We start from the raw sequence: 18,848 nt of genomic DNA, 5'->3' as shown, positions 1-18,848 counted from the left end.
ACCTGGCCGCCGTCCGCGAGATCCTGCCGGCGGGTGGCTTCGGCGCCCGCTACCAGGAGGCCGCCCTGCCGACCTGGGTCTAGACGCTCAGCCCGAGGTGCACCGGGCCGTCGCCGGGGCGCGCCGCCCGCACCACCGAGAACGGGATCCGCAAGGCGCGGCCCGGTGCCGCGGGCCAGGCCAGGCGGGCCGAGCCGATGCGCCGGCCGTCCTGGTGGGCGGTCACCCCGGGGAAGCGGTGGAACTCGTCCGTCCAGGCCAGGAGCCGGCCGCGGGCGGGTGCCGGGCCGCCCGGGCGGAGCAGCTGCGGCGCCACCCAGCGCAGGGGTGCATCGGCGACGAGCTCGATCGGCGGGCCGGGCGGCGCGGCGGTGCCGGACAGGTGAGCTAGGACCGCGGCGGCGACGTGCCGGCCGTCGAGGGCGGCCACGTCGGCGGTGTCGACCGGGTGCAGGAGGTTCCCGGCGGCGAAGACCCCGGGCCGGCTGGTGGCCAGCGCCGTGTCCACCTGGGGCCCGAGCGTGGCCGGGTCGAGGGCGAGGCCGGCCAGCCGGGCCAGCTCGTGGTCGGGGATCCAGTCGGCGGTCGTGATCACGGTGTCGCATGCGACGCGGGAACGCCGGCCGGTGCGCAGGTCCTCGACGTCGACGGCGGTGACCCGGTCGCGGCCGTGGATGGCGACGACGCGGGTGCGGGTGCGGACCGGCACGCGCAGCGCGAGCCGGCCGGGCAGGTGGAACGCCGCATACGCCTCGGGCCTCGGGAACTCGCTCGTCATCAGTACCGTGCGGCAGCCCGCCGCGCGCAACGTGAGCACGGCCGACCAGCTGACGAGCTCGGCGCCGACCACGACCGCCCGGGTGCCGACCGTGCGGTGGTGCAGGTGGACGAGCTGCTGCAGCTGCCCGGTGGTGAGGACGCCGTCGGGGCGGTCGCCGGGGATGAGCCGCGCGGCGCGGGGGCGTTCCCGGGCGCCGGTCGCCAGGACGACGGCGTCGGCGGTCACGGTGCGCCGCCCGCGCGGCGACGTGATCTCGAGCGTGCGGTCGCCGGCCCAGCCGGTCACCATCGCCTCGGTCTCCAGCGTCGCGCCGGCCGCGGCGGCCCGGGCGGTGAGCCGCCGGCCGTACTCGGGGCCGGAGACGAACCGGTGCAGGTCGCGCATCCCGTACCCCAGGTGGTCGCTGTGCCGGGGGATCCCGCCGGTGGCGGCCTCGCGTTCGAGGACGAGCACCGGCCCGTCGACCCGCGGGGCCAGCGCGGCGGCCGCGGCGAGCCCGGCCGGGCCGCCGCCGACGACCGCCACGCGGACGTGGCCGGTCATCGCGGGCCCCCGTGCGCGACGCGGGCGCTCACCTCGGCGCCGCAGAAGAAGCCCTGGCAGCGGCCGTTCATCGCGCGGGTGCGCCGGCGCAGCCCGGCGAGGTCGGCCGGCGGGATCACCGAGGCGTACGCGTCGCGGATCTCGCCGCGGGTGACCCGTTCGCAGAAGCACACGATCCGCCCGTACTCCGGGTCGGCGGCGATCGCCGCGGCGTCCTGGTACGGCCGCGGCCCGGCCTCGCCGAGGTTCGGCATGCGTGGCGGCGCCGGGAGGCCGTCGCGTTCCGTCAGGTCCAGGTGCGCCGCGAGCAGGCCGCCGACGTGCTCGGCGATGGCCATCCCGGCGGACAGGCCGGTGGAGCGGATGCCGCCGATCAGCACGTACCGCCGGTCGTCGTCCACGTCGATCAGGTAGTCGTCGCGGTCGATGGCGGCGCGCAGCCCGGCGTACGCGGCGGTGACCTCCTCGCGCAGCAGCGCCGGCATCAGCTCCATGCCCTTGGCCCGCAGGAACGCGAAGCCCTCCGCGGTGGTGCCGGTGGCGGTGCGGTCGTCGAGGTCCTCGGCGGTCGGGCCGAGCATGACGTTGCCGTAGATGGTGGGGCTGATGAGCACACCCTTGCCGGCCTTCGACGGCACGGGCAGGACGATGCGGGGCGCCATCGGGCGGGCCAGCTTGTCGAAGACGAGCAGCTCGCCGCGGCGCGGGGTGACGGTGAAGCGGTGGTACCCGAAGAGGCCGTCGACGATGTCGGCGCCGAGCCCGGCCGCGTTGACCACCCAGCGCGCGCCGACGTCGCCGGCCGTGGTGGTGAGCCAGGTGGTCCCGCCGTCGGCGCGGACACCGGTGACGCGGTGCCCGCGCAGCAGGGTGACGCCGCGGTTGACGGCGTCGGTGGCGAGGGCGAGGTTCGTGGTCCAGGTGCAGATGATCGACTCGCCGGGCACGGTGAGGCCGCCGAGCGCGCCCGGCCCGAGCGCGGGCACCTGGTGGTACACCTGGCTGGTATCTATCAACTCGCAGGCGGTGTAGCCGTTGCGCTCGGCCTTGGCCCGCAGGCCGGGCAGCGCGTCGAGTTGCTCCCGGGTCCAGGCGACGAGCAGCGCCCCGGTGCGCTCGACCGGGATGCCGGTGGCCGCCGCGTAGTCGCCGAGGAGGTGGTAGCCGCGGGCGACGAGCCCGGACTCCAGCGTGCCGGGCGTCGCGTCGAAGCCGGTGTGCAGGATCGCGGTGTTGGCCTTGCTGGTGCCGTCCCCGACGTCGGCGCGCCCCTCGATGAGGACGGTGGAGCATGCCGTACCGCCGAGGAGCCGGGCGACGGCCGCACCGACGATGCCCCCGCCGATCACGGCGACGTCGTAGGTGGGACTCACGACGGCTCCTTGCTGAGGCAGGCCCGGGCGGCGGCGCGCCAGCGCCCGAGGTGTTCGGCGGCCCGGTCGGCGGACCAGGCCGGCTCGTAGGTGGCTGCGGGCCGCCAGCCGCCGGTCACGCCGGCCGGGGTCGCCGCCGGGTCGAGGGCCAGGCGGGCGCAGGCGGCGGCGCCGAGCGCGGTCGCGTGCGGCGACGGGTAGACCTCGACCGGCAGCTGCGCCAGGTCGGCCTGGGCCTGCATGAGGACCCGGGAGCGGGTCAGCCCCCCGTCGACCCGCAGCCGGGTCAGCGGCGCCCCGAGCTCGTCGCCGGTCAGCGTGACGAGCTCGGCGACCTGCGCGGCGACGCCCTCCAGCACGGCCCGCACGAGGTGCCCCGGCCCGGTGCTCAGCGTCATGCCGGTGAACGACGCGGTGGCCGACGAGTCCCACCACGGCGCCGCCAGCCCGGCGAGGGCGGGCACGCAGAGCACGCCGTCGTCGGCCGGGGCGGCGACCGTGTCGAGCTGGCCGGCGCCGGTGATCAGGCCGAGCTCGGCGAGCCAGCGCACCGCCGAGGCGGCGGTGTAGACCTGGCCGTCGACGCAGTACGCGGTCTCGCCGCGCAGCCGCCAGGCGACCGAGGTGGCCAGGCCGGCCCGGGAGCGCGCCGCTGTCGTGCCGAGCTGGGCGAGGAGGAACGCTCCCGTGCCGTACGTGCACTTGGCCGTGCCGGCGTCGAGGCACTGCTCGGCGAGCAGTGCGGCCTGCTGGTCGACGATCAGGCCGGTGACCGGCAGCTCGCCGCCGAAGGCCGTGGTGGTGCCGACCACGGCGTCGCTGGCGACGATCTCCGGCAGCTCCTCGCCGCCGAGTCCGAACACGTCGAGCAGCTCGCCGGACCACCGCACCGCGTCCAGGTCGAGCAGCAGCGAGCGGCTCGCCGTGGCGGCGTCGGTGACGAACGCGCCGCACAGCCGGTGCACCAGCCAGGTGTCGGTGGTGGTGACCACGCCCGCGGTGGTGCGGTGGTCGCGCAGCCAGCGCATCTTCGGCGCGGAGAAGTACGGGTCGAGGACCAGCCCGGTCAGCTCGGCGACCCGGCCGGCGGCGGCCGACCGGTCCGCGCACACCTGCTCGGCCCGGCGGTCCTGCCAGACGATCGCCGGCCCCAGTGGCTCGCCGGTCGCGCGGTCCCAGGCCAGTACCGTCTCGCCCTGGTTGGCCAGTGCGACGGCGGTGAGCGGCACCCCGGCCGCGGCGGCGGCGCGGCGCCCGGCCTCCAGGACCGAATCGAGCAGTTCGCGCGGGTCCTGCTCGACCCCGCCGCCGTCGAGATACCTGGGGTGCACCTGGACCTCGACCGTCGCCAGGACCCGGCCCGACCCGTCGGTGACGACGGCCTTGGTGCCGGACGTGCCCTGGTCGATCGCGAGGATGTGCATGGGTCTCCCTTCGGATCGACGTGGTTGATGGTATAGACCGTGTGGCCTAGGCTGTCAACGGTGACGAAGGAGAGCCCTCGGTATGTCGTCATCGCCGCCGAGCTGCGCGACCGCATCACGGGCGAGGGGCTGGCGCCGCACACGCTGATGCCGTCCGAGCGCGAGCTCGGCGAGGCCTACGGGGTGAGCCGGATGACGGCCCGGCAGGCTTTGGCCCTGCTGGAGAACGAGGGTTATGTGTACCGCCGCCCGCCCCGCGGCACCTTCGTCGCCGAGCCGCGGGTGCCGTTCCACATCGGCAGCTTCTCCGACGAGATCATCCGCGTCGGCCGCCGCCCGGCCGCGCAGCTGCTGTGGGCCGAGGAGCGCGAGCCCACGGCGTCGGCCCGGGCCGCGTTCGACCTGGGTTCGTCCGCCCGCGTCCACGCCCTGCACCGCCTGCGCTTCGCCGACGACGAGCCGATCGCGCTGGAGACGACCTACTTCCCGGCCGTCCTGACGCCGGGCCTGCTGGCGGAGCCGCTGACCGGCTCGCTGTGGCGGCTGCTGCGCACCCGCTACGGCGTCGTCCCGGTGAGCGCCCAGGCGACGATCCAGTCCGTCGTCATCGACGACGCGTCCTGCGCGCGGCTGCGCATCCGCAGCGCCTCGCCGGGCATCCTGCTGACCCGCTGGACCTTCGACGACGCGGGTCGCTGCGTGGAGTTCGCCCGCGACGTGTACCGCGCGGACCGCGCGTCGTTCCAGGTGGAGGCCCGCATCCCGATCCCCGTCGACGAGTAGCGTCAGCGGGTGGTCGAGGCGGTGGCAAGGTCGGCCGCCGCTTCGTCGGCGACCTTGCCGAGTGCTTGAGGTTCCAGCGCCGCGATGTGGTCCAGTGGCAACGTCCACGAGCCGACGACGAGCGTAGTCGCCAACAAGCGGCGCCGATTGTCGGCGTCCGGTGCGGCGAGCACCGCGTTGACAGCCGCGTCCAGCGCCGCCGCCTGCCACGAGGAGTCGGATATCTGCGCGAGGAACTGCTCGGCCCGGTCCAGGTCCCCGCCTCGCGCGGCGGAGCCCACGAGCGCCGTCATGGCCGCCGCACGGCGTGCCGTGTTGCCGACGCGGCGGGCCATTCGCTCGGCGCGGTCGAGGTCGCCGAGGTAGGCAAGCGCCTCGGTGAGCTTGCCGAGTGCCGTCTCACGCTCGGCAATGGCGTCGATGGCGTCCGCCTCCTGCTCGGCGCACTCGGCCAGCCGGATCGCCCGCTCGTCGTCGCCCCTGGCCGCGGCCGCGATGGCAAGCCTGACGTAGGCGGACGAGCGTGGGCCACCGCGTGGCATCTTGGTGACGATTCGGGCGGCCTCGTCGTAGTCGCCGTCGGCGGCGAGCAGGTAGGCGAGCGTGCTGCGGGCCTTGACCGCCGCGCCGCTTGCCCTGACCCACGACACGTCAGACAACCGCTGCCGGGCCCCTCGCATCGGGACCTTGACGCGCCGACTGCCGAACGTACTCGGCGCGCTGGCATGCGCCCCGTCGTGCAAGCGGTCGATGTCGATGACAAAGTCGAAGGTCACGGTCGGGTAACCTCGGGCTGGCGCGGCGGGCTCGACATCGGCGGCCGGCCGAGCAAGGATGTCCTCCGCCACTCGGCGGGCGAGCTGCCGATTGCCGCTGGCGAGCACCGCGTCGAGCACCTCGGGAAGGCGCCGGGCGCGACCGTGGGATCGTTCGATCAGGAGCGCGGCCTGCCGGGCGGCCTCGCCGGCGCGGACGGTTGCGTCGTTCTCCCCGGCCGCGGTGGCAGCGCGCAGCAGCCGCAGCGCCGCCTCCAGCTGCTGGGCCGGGTCATGGATCATGCTCTTGACGAGATGGTCGGCCACAGGGTAGGCGCCGGCGCGGGTGAGCACTTCCGCGATGTCCACGTACACGCGGAACCGGCTCTCCCTCTCGGCCGGGCCGTCCTCCGCCTGACGAAGTGCCTGCTCCAGGAATCGCCGGGCGGCGTTCGGGTGCCCGGCATCCACCAGCGCAGCCGCGGCGTCGATGCGCGCCGAGACCTGGCGTCCCGGTGTGTCGATGCCGGCGATGACCTCGTCGGCGGCAGGTATGTGGCCGGCGCGGGCCAGGGAACTTGCCAATGCGCTCGCCGCTGCCCGGCGGCCTGATAGCGATGGTTGCGCCGCGGCGAGGATAGCGGCCCGATCGCCGACGCTGCAACGCACCAACAGGTCGATCACGTCGCCCACCGCGGCGGCGCGAGCGTCCGGGTCGGAGATCTCGTCGACGCGGCGCTCCATCAATGTGGCGGCGGCCTGTGCACCGGTGATGTCGCCTGCGGCGCGCCGGGCCTCGGCCACCTCTCGCAGGCCGGCGAAGAGCGACTGGGCGGCGCCGAAGCCGGCGTGGCACATCCGGTCGACCAGCCGGGCCACGCGGAGCGGCTCCCGCGCGCCGGCGGTGACCCGGGCGAGCCGGGTCAGGTGCTGCAGCCGCGTCGACGGATCGTCGATACGCATGATGACCGCTTCCAGCAGGTCGGCCAGTCGCTGGAACCGCCGGGTGTCAGTGGGCAGCAACAGCCCCGCGAGCTGGGTCAGCGGTGCGACCCGGCGGTTGACGTCGTCCACGACGCGCGCGGCGCTCTCGGCAGCACCGGCCAACTCCCGGGCACCGGCCCGGTCGCCGACCCGTAGCGCGGCGGCCGCCGCGTCGGTGAGCCCCTCGGCCCGCAGCGACGGATCCTCGATCGTTTCGGCCACGCGCTGGACGTAGGCGGTGTGGCCGCGGGCCGCGAGTGCTGCGGCGAGGGGCGGCCAGTGCGAGCGCTGGGTCATAGGGTCGTCGACGTGGCGCAGCAGCCGGTCGCGGCGGTCGACGTCGCCGGTGTCGGCGACACCCGGTACGAGGGCCAGCAGCGCCGCCAGCCGGCGGCCTGGTTGGGGCACGGCGTGCGCGATCCGTTCGGCGCCGTCCGGGTCGCCGCCCTCGGCGACTGCCGCGACCAACGTGGACAGCATGGTCGCCGGGGCGAGCGACGGTGTGATCGTGACCATGGCTGCGAGCGCGGCGGTCCGGTTGATGCTCGCCGTTGCGTGCACGACCGTGGCCCACGTCGGCAACCTCAGGGCATGCGCGATCATGTCCGACCGGGTGCGGCGGTCGGTCCCGGCCGCGACGGCGAGCGCGGCGTACACCGCGCTCGGCAGGTCGAATCCGTGGATGGCCGCCGCAACCCGCAAGGCTACGTCGACGGCACCGGCCGCCGCGGCGGCGTGCACGATGCCCAGTCGCGCCGCGTCCTGCCGGCGTTCGTCGGTGATCTGCTCCACGATTCGCTCGGCGTCGGTCAGGTCGCCGCTAGCGACGGCAGCCTGTGCGATGCCGACCAGAGCCGCGGCCCGCTGCATCGGCTCATCGATGGTGCCGGCGATCCGCACCGCCCACGAGGAGTTCCCGGCGCCGGCCGCATGTTCCGCCACGGTTGACAGCACCGAGATCTGGCCGTGCCGGCGCTCGACGGCACGGGCGACAGTGATGGCCCGGTCGTAGTCGCCGATCGCGGCGAGCATGCCGGCGATGCCAGCCGAGATGGGCAGGCGAAGTTCTGCACCGGTGGTGGCCGACGCGTCGGCCACCGCTCGTTCCACGCACGCGGCCGCCCGAGCGGGGTCCGGCACGCGTAGCCACGCATCGACGACGCTGGCGGCCATGGCGATGCGTTGGTCGACGACGCCCAGCGTGGGCACGAGGCTCTCCGCCCGGTCGATCAGCGCCGCGGCGCGGATGCCGCGCCCGCCGGCGCTCATAGCCTTCGCAGCGGCGATCAACGCGGCGGCCTGCGCGCCTCCGGGCCGCAGTCGACCGGCGATGCGGACCGCCCGTTCGTCGGCGCCGCCGGCGGCGAGCGGCACCACGATTTCCGCGAGCAGCGCCTGGCGGTCCGGTCCCTCCGGAACGTCGGCGGCGCACCGCTCGGCGGCATCGGAGTCACCGGCTTCGGCGTGCAGATGGGCGAGGCGGCGTAGCGTTCGGAAGCGCGCTGCTGGATCGTCGATGCGGTCGATGAGGCGCCGGGCGCGGTCGGCCTCCCCGCGGGCCGCCAGCAGCGCCGCGAGATCCGACAGGATGGCCGAGCGTCCGACCGGGTACCCGACGCTCCTGGCCGCCTCCTCGGCTCGGGTGGCGAGGTCTGCGAACCGGTCGCCGTCTGTCGTCGACGCGATCGCCTCCAGTATGTACATCATCGACAGCGCGTGCCGGTCCGGGTTTGCGATGCTGTCGGCGAGTGCTTCGGCGCGGTCGAGTTCGCCGAGGCCGGCCCATATCCCCGGTAGGTGGGCCGGCGTCCGGGCCGAGCGGTCGCGGAGCACGTCCCTGCGGTACGCCAGCTGTAACAGGTCGGCCAGCGGCGGTACCGTGCCGGCGAGCAGGTGACGCTGGGCGGCCCGGATCTCGGCGAGCGCGGCCGCGTCGGTGTTCGTTGCGGCCAGCAGACGTTGATGACGGCGGGTGTCCAGCGCGAGGGGCACCAGGCGCTTGAGGTCCGCGTGGGCGTCGAGCATCCGGGAATAGCCACGGAACAGGTAGCCCGGCGTCGACTCGGGCCAGCCGGCGTCGGCGTAGCGGCGTGCCCAGTCGTGCACGCGCCCGAGATAGGCGTCGACCTGTGACGGCCCGATCTTCCGGAGAGCCTCGACGCGCAACGTCTCGTGAGCCAGGAGGTACACGTGCCGGTCGTCCACGGCGGCGGGATCCGCACGGCCACGGACCGTTCGCCCGAACACCCCGCGCAGCAGGTCCTCGACCTCGTCCCGAGGACGGTCGGTCAGATGCGCCAGGTCGTCGAGGGTCAGACCACCGCCGGACGCCGTGATCAGCCCGACGATGTCACGCTGGACGCCGCCTGCCGCCAGGCGTCGGCTCAGCTCCAGCTGCGCATCGTGCCTGATCTCGCGGGCCCACGGCGACGGCGTCAGCACGTGGGGACGGCATCGCCGGATCGGATGCCTGTCCGGCACGTCGAGCGGGATCGGTGGGTGGTGGCGCCCGGCGAGGATCACCTTCATGTCGTCCGGGCACCGGGCCGGAAGTAGCGAGGCGATGCTGGGCAGGTCGGCGTCCGGTGCCGACCCGGTGTCCTCGTCGATGCCGTCCACCACGAGGACCAGCCGCCGCCCATTGCGTCGGCAGGTCCTCGCCGCATCCGCCAGCAGCCGCCGGCGGTGCGCGTCGCGGCTCGCCTGGCCGCTCAGCGCGGGCAGCGGCTGGTTCAGCAGTCCACACAGCTGTTCGAGCAGGACGTCAGTGAAGGCGACGCTGTCCGTCTGGCCGGCCAGACGGGCGGTAATGAAGAAGGCGACCACGTCGACCCCGTCGGGCGGGTCGAGGACGAACGTCGACAGCAGCGCGGTCTTGCCCGCCCACGCGTCCGCCTGCCACCACAGGTAGTCGGCGTCACCATGGCAGAACTCTGCCATGTACCGCCGCTCGGCCTCCCTGCCGATCAGCCCGTCGACCGGCGCGATGTCGCGCACCCGCTCCAGGTAGGCATCGCGAGGCGGCGGCGCTGCGCCGTCGTGCAGTCGCAACTCGATCCGGTCCAGCTGACCGGAGATGCTGTCGCGCCACAGCCAGTGCGCCAGCCCGCGCAGCGGGCCGTTGCGCCGGGCATCCTGGTCGATCCCGCGCACGATCGCGTCGGCGAGCCCGACCGCCAGCTCGGCGCGCCGCACTCCGAGCGCCGTCAGGTAGCCGTCGCCGCCGAACTGCGGCTCGTCCAGACATTCGATCCAGTCGGCCACCGCCTGTCGCAGCTCCGTACGGGAGGTGACGGCGATGTCAACGCTCGTCTCCGCGGCCGGGCCGTCACCGAGCACGTCGGCCAGATGTTGCCGCTGTGCCGCATCTAGGCCGTCGACCTGCTCGGTGACCTCCTCGATCGCGGCCGAGACCACCGAGGCCAGTGCGGCTCGCTGCGGGTCTCCGGCGACAAGCCGGCGGCCGCTGCGCAGCGCTGCCCCACCCCCGCCGGCGACGAGCCAGCCGAGCACCGCGTTGCCCAGTTCGAGCGCCATCGTTCTCCGTCGCGTCCGGCAGTGTGCACCCACGGTAGCGGAAGGTGACTACCCGTCGGCCTCCGCTGACGGCCCGGGACTCCTTGGGCGTACCAGTGTCGTCGCCCACCGCTGGCCGGCCGGCTAGGTCAACGCCTTGATGATCGCCTCGGCGGTCTGGGTCGAGACGGCGCAGTGCTGGTCCATCGTCCCGCGCGTGCCGAAGTAGCCTCACCCGAAGCGTCTGCGTGTCGGACAGTCCGACGTAGAGGCTGCAGCCGCCCCGTCGAAGCCTCACGAGTTCGGATCTGTGGCCTCTTGTGTGAGTCCGTTGCCCGGAACGCGGCGGCCGGCAGTCATTGACAACAAGCTTTCCAGTAACGCACGATGCTGAGAGCGCTCTCACGCCGCCACGTAAGGCGCGAACAGGCATGTCTGTCACGTGCTCCGTCTCCGCCCACTGCTCGAGAAGGGCAACATCCGCTGTGGAGATTCAACAAGAACGCACAGGCCGCAGGCTCCGCGGCCGCACCATGGTGCTCGCCGGGGCCGGCGCCGCCGTGGTGCTCGCCGCGTCGATCGCGGCGCTGCCCGACGCCGGCGCGTCGGTTCCGGCCACCCCGGCGGGCTGGACCCAGATCTTCGCCGACGACTTCAACGGCTCCGCGAACACCGGCGTCAACACCGGCAACTGGCTCTACGACATCGGCCACGGCTACCCCGGCGGCGCGGGCAACTGGGGTACCGGCGAGATCGAGTACATGACCAACAGCACGCAGAACGTCTACCTCGACGGCGGCGGCAACCTCGCCATCAAGCCGATCCGCGACGGCGCCGGCAACTGGACCAGCGGCCGCATCGAGACCCAGCGCACCGACCTCGCCGCCCCGGCCGGCGGCAAGCTGCGCGTCGAGGCCCGCATCCAGCAGCCGAACGTCAACACCTCCAACGGCGCCGGCTACTGGCCCGCGTTCTGGATGCTGGGCGCGGCGGCGCGCGGCACCGGCGCGACCGGCTGGCCCGGCATCGGTGAGATCGACATCCTCGAGAACATCAACGGTCGCCCCTCCGTGTTCGGCGCCCTGCACTGCGGGACCAACCCGGGCGGCCCGTGCAACGAGACCACGGGCATCGGCAGCGGCGAGCGCGCCTGCGGGGGCTGCAACACCGGCTTCCACACCTACGCCGTGGAGCAGGACCGCAGCACGTCGCCGGAGCAGATCCGCTGGTACCTCGACGGCAACAACTTCTTCACGATCAACGCCAACCAGGTCGACGCGACCACCTGGAACAACGCCACGCACCACGGGTTCTTCATCATCCTGAACGTGGCGATCGGCGGCGGCTTCCCGGCCGCGTTCGGCGGCGGCCCGTACGCCTCCACCGTCTCCGGCGTGCCGATGATCGTCGACTACGTCGCGGCGTACACCGCCGGTGGTGGTGGCGGCGGGACCACGCCGCCCCCGACGACCGGCAAGGCCGTCAAGGGCCCCGGCGGCCTCTGCCTCGACGTGCGCTCCTCCAACAGCGCCAACGGCACCCCGGTCCAGCTCTGGGGCTGCAACGGCACCGGCGCCCAGCAGTGGACCTACGTCGAGGCGGGCAGCACGCTGCGCGCGCTCGGCAAGTGCCTGGACATCCCGGGCGGCTCCACGGCCAACGGCGCGAAGGTCCAGCTCTGGGACTGCAACAGCACCGCGGCCCAGGTCTTCATCCACCGCTCCGACAACACCTACTACAACCCGCAGGCCAACAAGTGCCTCGACGACCCGAACGGGTCGACGACACCGGGCATCCAGATGCAGATCTGGGACTGCAACGGCACCGGCGCGCAGAAGTTCACGCTGCCGCAGTGACGACAGCCCCTGGGCCGGCCCGATCCGGCGCCGGCCCAGGGACCCCTACGGCTCGGGCGGGAGCGGCACGAGCCGCCGCGGGCCGGGCGCCGTCGGTCATCCGGCGGCCTCCGGCGATCCGAACCGGCTCTGCTCCCATCGGTACGGGTCGTCGAGGAGCACCACGGTGGTCCAGCCACCGCCCATGCAGCGCGGACCGTCGCGCAGCAGGGTCAGCAGCTCTCCCCACAGCTCCGGCTCCTCGTGGCGGAGCAGGTCGCACGCGTCGACCACCACCACGATCTCCCGGGCGGAGACCGGCCGCTCGCCGAACTCGTCGAGCAGGTCGCCCCAGCCCCGGCTGGCCGCGAACCGCAACTGGAGCGCGACGCTCAACTGGTCCACCGTCCGGGCCGCGGTCGTGCACGCGCCGCCCAGCACCATGCGCACCGCGACGTCCGAACGGCGAAGCTCGCCGAGCAGGTCGTCGTACTCGTACCGGTGCACGGCGAGCGCGATCAGCGCGCCGGGCGACTTCGTGATCCGTGCAACCAGTTCGGCAATCACGGTCCCATTGTGCTCAACGGTCGGGCTCGTGACGTACGCCACCTTGAAAGCATATCTAAAACATCGGAATAGTAGGGGGCATGACGCCGATCGTGCTCGCCGTCGAGATCGACGGCGCCGGTGCCCATCCCGCCGCCCACCGGCCCGCGACGGACCCGCAGCGGGTCCGGCACGTCGCCGAGGTCGCCGAACGGGCCGGGTTCACCCTGGTGACCCTCGACGACGACCTGCTCCCGCCGGACGGCGGGGCGGCCCGGATCGGCGCCGTGGAGCGGGCCGCGTTCATCGCCGCGTCGACCAGCGTGCTGTCGGTCGCCCCGGTGGTGTCCACGACGTACAGCGAACCGTTCCACGTCTCCTCGCAGCTCGCCTCCCTCGACCACATCTCGGCCGGCCGGGCCGGCTGGGTGGTCGGGACCAGCCCGCGGCCCGAGGCGGCGGCCGCGTGGGGCCGGCCGGCGGCCGATCCGCGTCAGGAAGCGGCGGATGCGGTACCCGTGGTGCGCGCACTGTGGGACTCGTGGGAGGACGACGCCGTCATCCGCGACGTCGCCGGCGGCCGCTACCTCGACCGCGAGCGGCTGCATTACGTCGACTACGCCGCCGCCACCTACACCGTGAAAGGCCCGGCCATCGTGCCCCGCCCGCCGCAGGGCCAGCTGATCGTCCTCGCCCCGGCCGGCCTCGTGCCCGACGCCGAGGTCGACGTCGCGCTGGTCGGCGGCGCGGACGTCGCCGCCGTGCGGGAGGCCGCCGCGGGCGCGGCGACGCCGCGGACGTTCGCCGAGGTCGAGGTCGCCCTCGACACCGCCGCCGCCGACGGCGCGGACCGGGTGGCGGACCTCGACCGGCACGCGCCGTGGCCGGCGCGCGGGCGCCTGCGGTACACCGGAAGCCCGGGCGGCCTCGTGACGCTGCTGCGTGACCTCCGCGAGCGCGCCGGGGTCGACGGCGTCCGGCTGCACCCGCTCGTGCTCGACGAGGACCTGGCCGTGCTGTCGCAGTACGTCGTGCCCGCCCTGATCCGCGGCCGTGACGCGGCCCGGCCGCTGCCGGGCGGGTCGCTGCGCCAGAGCCTCGGGCTGTCCCGCCCGCAGAACCGGTTCGCGCCCGCTGGAGGAGTCGCATGACCCGCACCGACCCCGCCGACGTGCCCCGCCCGCACGCGAAGCTGCACTTCGGCGTGTTCTTCCAGGGCGTCAACTACTGGACGATCTGGTCCGACCCGGCCAGCGGCTCACAGATCTCGCCCGAGTCGTACCGCCGGGTTGCCCAGACGGCCGAGCGCGGCCTGTTCGACGCGTTCTTCCTCGGCGAGGGCCTGCGGCTGCGCGAGGTCGGCGGCCGCATCCACGACCTCGACGTGGCCGGCCGGCCCGACGCGATCACCCAGCTGTCGGCCCTCGCCGCCGTCACCGACCGCATCGGGCTGGTCTCGACGACGAACACCACCTTCAACGAGCCCGCCGACCTGGCCCGCCGGCTGTCCGGCCTGGACCTGCTCTCCGCCGGCCGGGCCGGCTGGAACGTCGTGACCACCGACAACGCCTGGACCGGCGAGAACTTCCGCCGCGGCGGGTACCTCGACCACGCCGACCGGTACCGGCGGGCCGAGCAGTTCCTCGCCGCCGCGCGGGCCATCTGGGACGCCTGGCCCGCCGCCGCGCCGGTGCGCATCCGCAGCGAGCAGTTCAGCATCGACGTCACGCCCACCCTGCCGCGCAGCCGCCAGGGTCACCCGGTCATCTTCCAGGCCGGCGACTCCGGCGAGGGCCGCGACTTCGCCGCCCGCAACGCCGACGTCATCTTCTCCGCCCACGGCACCGACTTCGACGACGCGCTCGCGTTCGCCGACGACATCCGGGCGCGGCTGCGCACCGCCGGCCGCCCGGAGGACGACCTGCGCATCCTGCCCGGCACGTCGATCGTCGTAGGTGCCACCGCGGCCGAGGCCGAGGAGAAGGCGGCCTGGGTCCGGCGGGAGCAGATCACCCCGGCGACCGCGCTGGCCCAGGCCGGGCTGCTGTGGAACCTCGACCTCAGCGACCACGACCCGGACGGCCCGCTGCCCAAGGAGGACCCGCGGCCGCAGGACACCAGCGGCGCGTTCGGCGCCGCCCGCGTCGCCGACGCCGAGGCGGTCATCGCGCAGTGGCGCGCGGCCGCCGACGCCAACGGCTGGTCGCTGCGGGAGACCGTCATCCACCTCGGGCAGCGCGCCCGCGGCCACGTCGGCACCCCGCAGGCGCTCGCCGACAAGTTCGCCCACTTCGTGCGGCACGGCGCGATCGACGGGTTCAACATCTCCCCGTACCTCGTGCCGCACGGCCTCGACGACATCGTGGACCTGCTGGTGCCCGCATTGCAGGAGCGCGGCCTCTACCGCACCGAGTACACCGGCACGACCCTGCGCGAGCACCTCGGCCTGCGCATCAGCTGAGCTCCCGCGCGCGCAGCGCGGCCCGGCGGACCTTGCCCGCGTCGTCGCGCAGCGGGGTGTCGACGAAGCGGAACGTGCGGGGGATCTTGTACCGCACGAGCCGCTCGGCGAGGAACCCCCGCAGGTCGTCGGCGGTGACGCCGGGCGCCTGCACCACCGCGTGCACGCGCTCACCCAGGTCGTCGTCCGGCAGGCCGATCACCGCGCAGCTGACCACCTCCGGGTGGGCCAGCAGCGCCGCCTCGACCTCGGCCGGGTACACGTTGGCGCCGCCGGTGATGACGAGGTCCGCGCGGCGGTCGGCGATGTAGAGGTACCCGTCCTCGTCGAGCCGGCCGATGTCGCCCAGGGCGTCCCAGCCGTCGCGGGTGCGGGGCTCGGCGCCGATGTACCGGTACGTCGGCGCGGCGGACCGGGCATACAGCTCGCCGGTCACTCCCGGTGGCACCGGCGCACCGTGCGGATCCAGGATCCGCACCTCCCCGAGGAGGGGCCGGCCCACCGAGCCGCGGTGCCGGATCCACTCCTCGCCGTCGATGAGCGTGGTCAGCTGACCCTCGGTGCTGGCGTACATCTCCTTGACGGCGGCGGCCCCGACCAGGCCGAACCATGCCTCCTTCAGCCATTCCGGGCATGGCGCGGCGCCGTGGAACACCTCCTTCACGCTGCTGAGGTCGTAGCGGCCCGGACTCGCCTCCAGGTGCCGCCAGATCCGGACCATCATGGTCGGGACGAGGCCGACCCAGTCGACGCGGTACCGCTCGATCGCCTCCAGGGCGGCCACGGCGTCGAACTTCGGCAGGACCACGAGGTGCTGCCCGCCGAAAAGCCCGTACATGGAGAAGTTGAACGGCGCGTTGTGGTACAGCGGCCCGGTGACGAGCTGCACGCCGCCGTCGTGCTGGCCGAGCAGGTCGGCGACCTCGGTCGGCACGATCGCGCCCGGCAGCTGCGACACGATGACCTTGGGCCGGCCGGTGCTGCCGCCCGAGGTGGGCGCCTTCCAGGCCGGCGGCACGCGGTCGGGCTCGATCGGCGCGTCGCTGAGGGCGGGGTCCGGCCGGAAGTCGGGGTCGTCGACGACGAGCGCCGGGCGGGTCAGCTCCAGGATCGCCGCCAGCTCGCGCTCGGGCAGCTGCGCCGACACCGGTGCCGGGATCGCCCCGAGCTTCCACAGCGCGAACGTGGCGGCGTAGAAGTCCACGCCGTTGGGCAGGGCGACGGTCACGAAGTCGCCCTGCCGCACGCCCCGCGACTCGTACGCGCGGGCCAGCCGGTTCGCCCGGGACTCCAGCTCGGCCCGGGTCACCGTCTCCGGGCCGCAGGTCACGATCGGGCGGTCCGGCGCGGCGGCGGCCAGGTTCGTCAGGATCCGGCCGAGGGGGACGACCGTCACCGGGCACCCACCCGGCGGAACAGCGCGGGTGCCACGACCGTCCCGTGGACCTGCATGTTGTGGCTGTGGGCGAGCTGGTGCAGGCCGAACGCGGTCTGGATGGCCTGCGGCCGGCCCTGCGCGTCCTGCGCGGCGTTGACCGACATCTTCGCCAGCTTCAGCGCGAACGGCGGCATACGGGCGATCCGCTCGGCCAGTTCGAGGGTCGTCGCGGTGAGCGCCTCCCGCGGTACGACCCGGTTCACCATGCCGATCCGCTCGGCGTCGCGGGCGGTGAGCGCGCCGCCGGTGAACAGCAGCTCCTTCGCCCGGCGCACGCCGAACTCCCACGGATGGTTGAAGAACTCGACGCCGTTGGCGCCGCCCTCGACCACGTTGTCGAGGAACTCGGCGTCCTCGCTGGCGACGATGAGGTCGCACGGCCAGACCAGCATCAGGCCGCCCGCGATGACCTTGCCGTGCACCTCGGCGATGGTCGGCTTCGGGATGTTGCGCCAGCGCTCGGAGAAGCCGAGGTAGATCTCCTCCTCGCGGGCCATCAGGCCCTCGGCCGCGGCGCGCTGGAAGCCGCTCGACGTGCCGACCGTGCGGTGCCGGTCGAGCGCGCCGAACGGGTCGTCCTCGCGCAGGTCGTGCCCGGCCGAGAAGTGCGGGCCGTCGGCGGCGAGCACGATCACCGCGATCTCCTCGTCGTGCGCCGCCCGGTCGAACGCGTCGTTGAGGGCGTACAGCAGGTCGGTGTCCTGCGCGTTGCGGCGCTCAGGCCGGGCGAGCACGATCCGGGCGACCTTCGGGATCGGCGTCTCGTAGCGGATGACCATCAGCGGTGCCCTTCCCACAGGTGCAGCTCGGTGCCGTCGGGGTCGTCGACGACGGTCAGGGTGCCGTCCGCGCCGATGACCCCGGTGGCGCGGACGGTGGTGTCGTACGGCGCCCACCCGGGGTCGCCGCCGGTGATGAAGCGGACCCAGGCCGCGTGGGTGGTGTCGGCGACGGCCTGCGGCGGGTTCGGGCCGATCAGCCGGGTCAGGTCGGGCGCGCTGATCGTGTCGAACACGAACGGGAACTCGATGCCGTGCGCCGCGCCGAAGCGCCCGTCGTAGGTGGGGGAGCGCCAGTCGAAGCGGTACATCCAGGTCGGCGCGCCGGCCCGGGCCTCGGCCACCCGCACGGCCGGCACCCGGAAGAACCAGTCGGTGACGACCGCGGCGAGCAGGTCGCCGGGGCTCGCGCCGGGGCGGGCGGCCCGGTAGGCGGCGACGGCCTCCTCGGCCTTCTCGGCCGGCAGGCCGTACCCGGCGGTGGCCGCGTGCAGCGTCGCCTCGTCGATGAGGTCGACGGCGCCGGAGGCGACCAGCATCAGCCGCGCCTCCTCGAGGTTCGTGCCGATGAGCAGCGGGACGTCGGCTGGCCGCGCGTCGAGCGGGTGCGCGGGCACGATGTCACCGTCGACGACGGGCGCGAACGGCAGGAGGCTCTGCACGAGCGCGCCCCACTTCGCCGGGTCGCCGGCCGTCTGGACCTCGTTGAGCAGCGCGCGGGAGGCGGTGACGAGCTCGTCGGGGTCGACGCCGGCGAACCCCTCGCGGGTCGGCGCGACGCCGACCGCCTCGGCGAGGTGCCGCGAGACCAGCAGCGCCGTCTCGGGGGCGAGGGTGTTGGTGGCGGCGCCGCTCTGCGCGACCGCCCGCTGGAACAGCCCGGCGGCGCGCGGCGTGGCCAGCAGCGTGACGACGCTCATCGCCCCGGCCGACTCGCCGCCGATGGTCACCCGCCCGGGGTCGCCGCCGAACGCGGCGATGTTGTCGCGGACCCACTCCAGGGCGGCGATCTGGTCCAGCAGCCCGAGGTTGGCCAGCTCCGGCCCGGTGTACAGGAAGCCCTCGGCGCCGAGGCGGTAGTTGGCCGACACCAGCACCACACCGTCACGGGCGAAGGCGGTGCCGTCGTAGGCCGAGACGGCGTTGGAGCCGTTGGTGAACGCGCCGCCGTGGAACCACACGAACACCGGCAGGCCGGCGGCGCCCGGGTCCGGCGTCCACACGTTGAGGTTGAGGCACTCGTCGCCGGGGATGATCGGCTCGGGGAACAGCCCGACGTACTGCGGGATGTAGTCGGCGCGGGTCGCGGTCGGCCCGAACGCCACGGCGTCGCGGACGCCGTCCCAGCCCGGGTGCGGCTGCGGTGCGCGCATGCGGCGGGGACCGGTCGGCGCCGCCGCGAACGGCACGCCGAGGAACGCGGCGACGCCGCCGCTGACGCCGCCGCTCCGCCGCCCGCGGAGCGTTCCCTGTGCCACCGTGACGGTGGCGGTGTCCGGTTGCAACGAAATGGCCATGCGTTTCTCCCTTGAAACATCAGCGCCACGATGTTGCATCAGCGTGTCGCCGCCGCTTCGGATGTGTCAAGAGCGACCCGGTTTTGCATTCCTGCAACACCTTGCCCTCTGTG

12 protein-coding genes are annotated in these 18,848 nt (G+C 74.0%); 4 read left to right on the top strand and 8 right to left on the bottom strand.

Annotated elements, in window-relative coordinates:
* Positions 1-79 precede the first annotated feature (79 nt).
* From ABZS66_RS26680 to ABZS66_RS26670, 3 genes are read right to left on the bottom strand one after another with little or no spacing between them, the layout of a single operon-like run.
* A complete protein-coding gene (locus tag ABZS66_RS26680; RefSeq protein ID WP_354762151.1) occupies positions 80-1,324 on the bottom strand; it encodes an FAD-dependent oxidoreductase in 1,245 nt (414 codons plus the stop codon).
* Positions 1,321-2,697 (bottom strand): NAD(P)/FAD-dependent oxidoreductase, encoded by a 1,377-nt coding sequence (locus ABZS66_RS26675; protein WP_354762149.1) that lies wholly within the window; start codon positions 2,695-2,697, stop codon positions 1,321-1,323. Before ABZS66_RS26675 ends, ABZS66_RS26680 begins: the two co-directional genes overlap by 4 nt.
* The gene (locus tag ABZS66_RS26670) at positions 2,694-4,121 is read right to left on the bottom strand and encodes an FGGY family carbohydrate kinase (RefSeq protein ID WP_354762147.1); all 1,428 of its coding nucleotides are present in this window, start codon (positions 4,119-4,121) and stop codon (positions 2,694-2,696) included. Before ABZS66_RS26670 ends, ABZS66_RS26675 begins: the two co-directional genes overlap by 4 nt.
* Before the next feature lie 60 nt (positions 4,122-4,181).
* Between ABZS66_RS26670 and ABZS66_RS26665 the strand changes: the two genes are divergently transcribed.
* The gene (locus ABZS66_RS26665) at positions 4,182-4,904 is read left to right on the top strand and encodes a GntR family transcriptional regulator (RefSeq protein WP_354762146.1); all 723 of its coding nucleotides are present in this window, start codon (positions 4,182-4,184) and stop codon (positions 4,902-4,904) included.
* Positions 4,905-4,906: 2 nt separating this feature from the next.
* Here ABZS66_RS26665 and ABZS66_RS26660 read toward each other — a convergent pair whose 3' ends face one another.
* Positions 4,907-10,180 (bottom strand): hypothetical protein, encoded by a 5,274-nt coding sequence (locus tag ABZS66_RS26660; RefSeq protein ID WP_354762144.1) that lies wholly within the window; start codon positions 10,178-10,180, stop codon positions 4,907-4,909.
* Positions 10,181-10,692: 512 nt separating this feature from the next.
* Between ABZS66_RS26660 and ABZS66_RS26655 the strand changes: the two genes are divergently transcribed.
* Positions 10,693-12,015 carry a ricin-type beta-trefoil lectin domain protein gene (locus ABZS66_RS26655; protein WP_354762142.1) on the top strand — a complete coding sequence of 441 codons (1,323 nt, stop codon included), beginning with the start codon at positions 10,693-10,695 and terminating at the stop codon, positions 12,013-12,015.
* A 96-nt stretch (positions 12,016-12,111) separates the two neighbouring features.
* On the opposite strand, the gene ABZS66_RS26650 is transcribed toward ABZS66_RS26655, so the two are convergent.
* Positions 12,112-12,561, bottom strand: a complete 450-nt coding sequence (locus ABZS66_RS26650; protein ID WP_354762140.1) for a hypothetical protein — start codon at positions 12,559-12,561, stop codon at positions 12,112-12,114.
* A gap of 80 nt (positions 12,562-12,641) precedes the next feature.
* Here ABZS66_RS26650 and ABZS66_RS26645 point away from each other — a divergent pair, with 80 nt between their 5' ends.
* Both ABZS66_RS26645 and ABZS66_RS26640 read left to right on the top strand, forming a co-directional pair.
* Positions 12,642-13,691, top strand: a complete 1,050-nt coding sequence (locus tag ABZS66_RS26645; protein ID WP_354762138.1) for an LLM class flavin-dependent oxidoreductase — start codon at positions 12,642-12,644, stop codon at positions 13,689-13,691.
* Complete coding sequence (locus tag ABZS66_RS26640; protein ID WP_354762136.1) at positions 13,688-15,001, top strand: NtaA/DmoA family FMN-dependent monooxygenase; 1,314 nt, start codon at positions 13,688-13,690, stop codon at positions 14,999-15,001. Before ABZS66_RS26645 ends, ABZS66_RS26640 begins: the two co-directional genes overlap by 4 nt.
* Here ABZS66_RS26640 and ABZS66_RS26635 read toward each other — a convergent pair.
* Genes ABZS66_RS26635 through ABZS66_RS26625 form a run of 3 tightly spaced genes read right to left on the bottom strand, consistent with a single transcriptional unit; the run spans position 14,994 to position 18,735 of the window.
* Positions 14,994-16,397, bottom strand: coding sequence for an AMP-binding protein (locus tag ABZS66_RS26635; protein ID WP_354762134.1), 1,404 nt, complete (start codon positions 16,395-16,397; stop codon positions 14,994-14,996). The genes ABZS66_RS26640 and ABZS66_RS26635 overlap by 8 nt on opposite strands.
* The gene (locus ABZS66_RS26630; RefSeq protein WP_354762157.1) at positions 16,394-17,218 is read right to left on the bottom strand and encodes an enoyl-CoA hydratase; all 825 of its coding nucleotides are present in this window, start codon (positions 17,216-17,218) and stop codon (positions 16,394-16,396) included. The genes ABZS66_RS26635 and ABZS66_RS26630 overlap by 4 nt, the downstream gene beginning before the upstream one ends.
* Positions 17,218-18,735, bottom strand: a complete 1,518-nt coding sequence (locus tag ABZS66_RS26625; RefSeq protein WP_354762132.1) for a carboxylesterase family protein — start codon at positions 18,733-18,735, stop codon at positions 17,218-17,220. The genes ABZS66_RS26630 and ABZS66_RS26625 overlap by 1 nt, the downstream gene beginning before the upstream one ends.
* Positions 18,736-18,848: the final 113 nt, after the last annotated feature.

Source organism: Dactylosporangium sp. NPDC005572, assembly GCF_040605515.1.
In the GTDB taxonomy this organism is placed as follows: Bacteria; Actinomycetota; Actinomycetes; order Mycobacteriales; family Micromonosporaceae; genus Dactylosporangium.
Note: the sequence above shows the minus strand (reverse complement) of the source record. Positions and strands in the feature narration are given on the sequence as shown.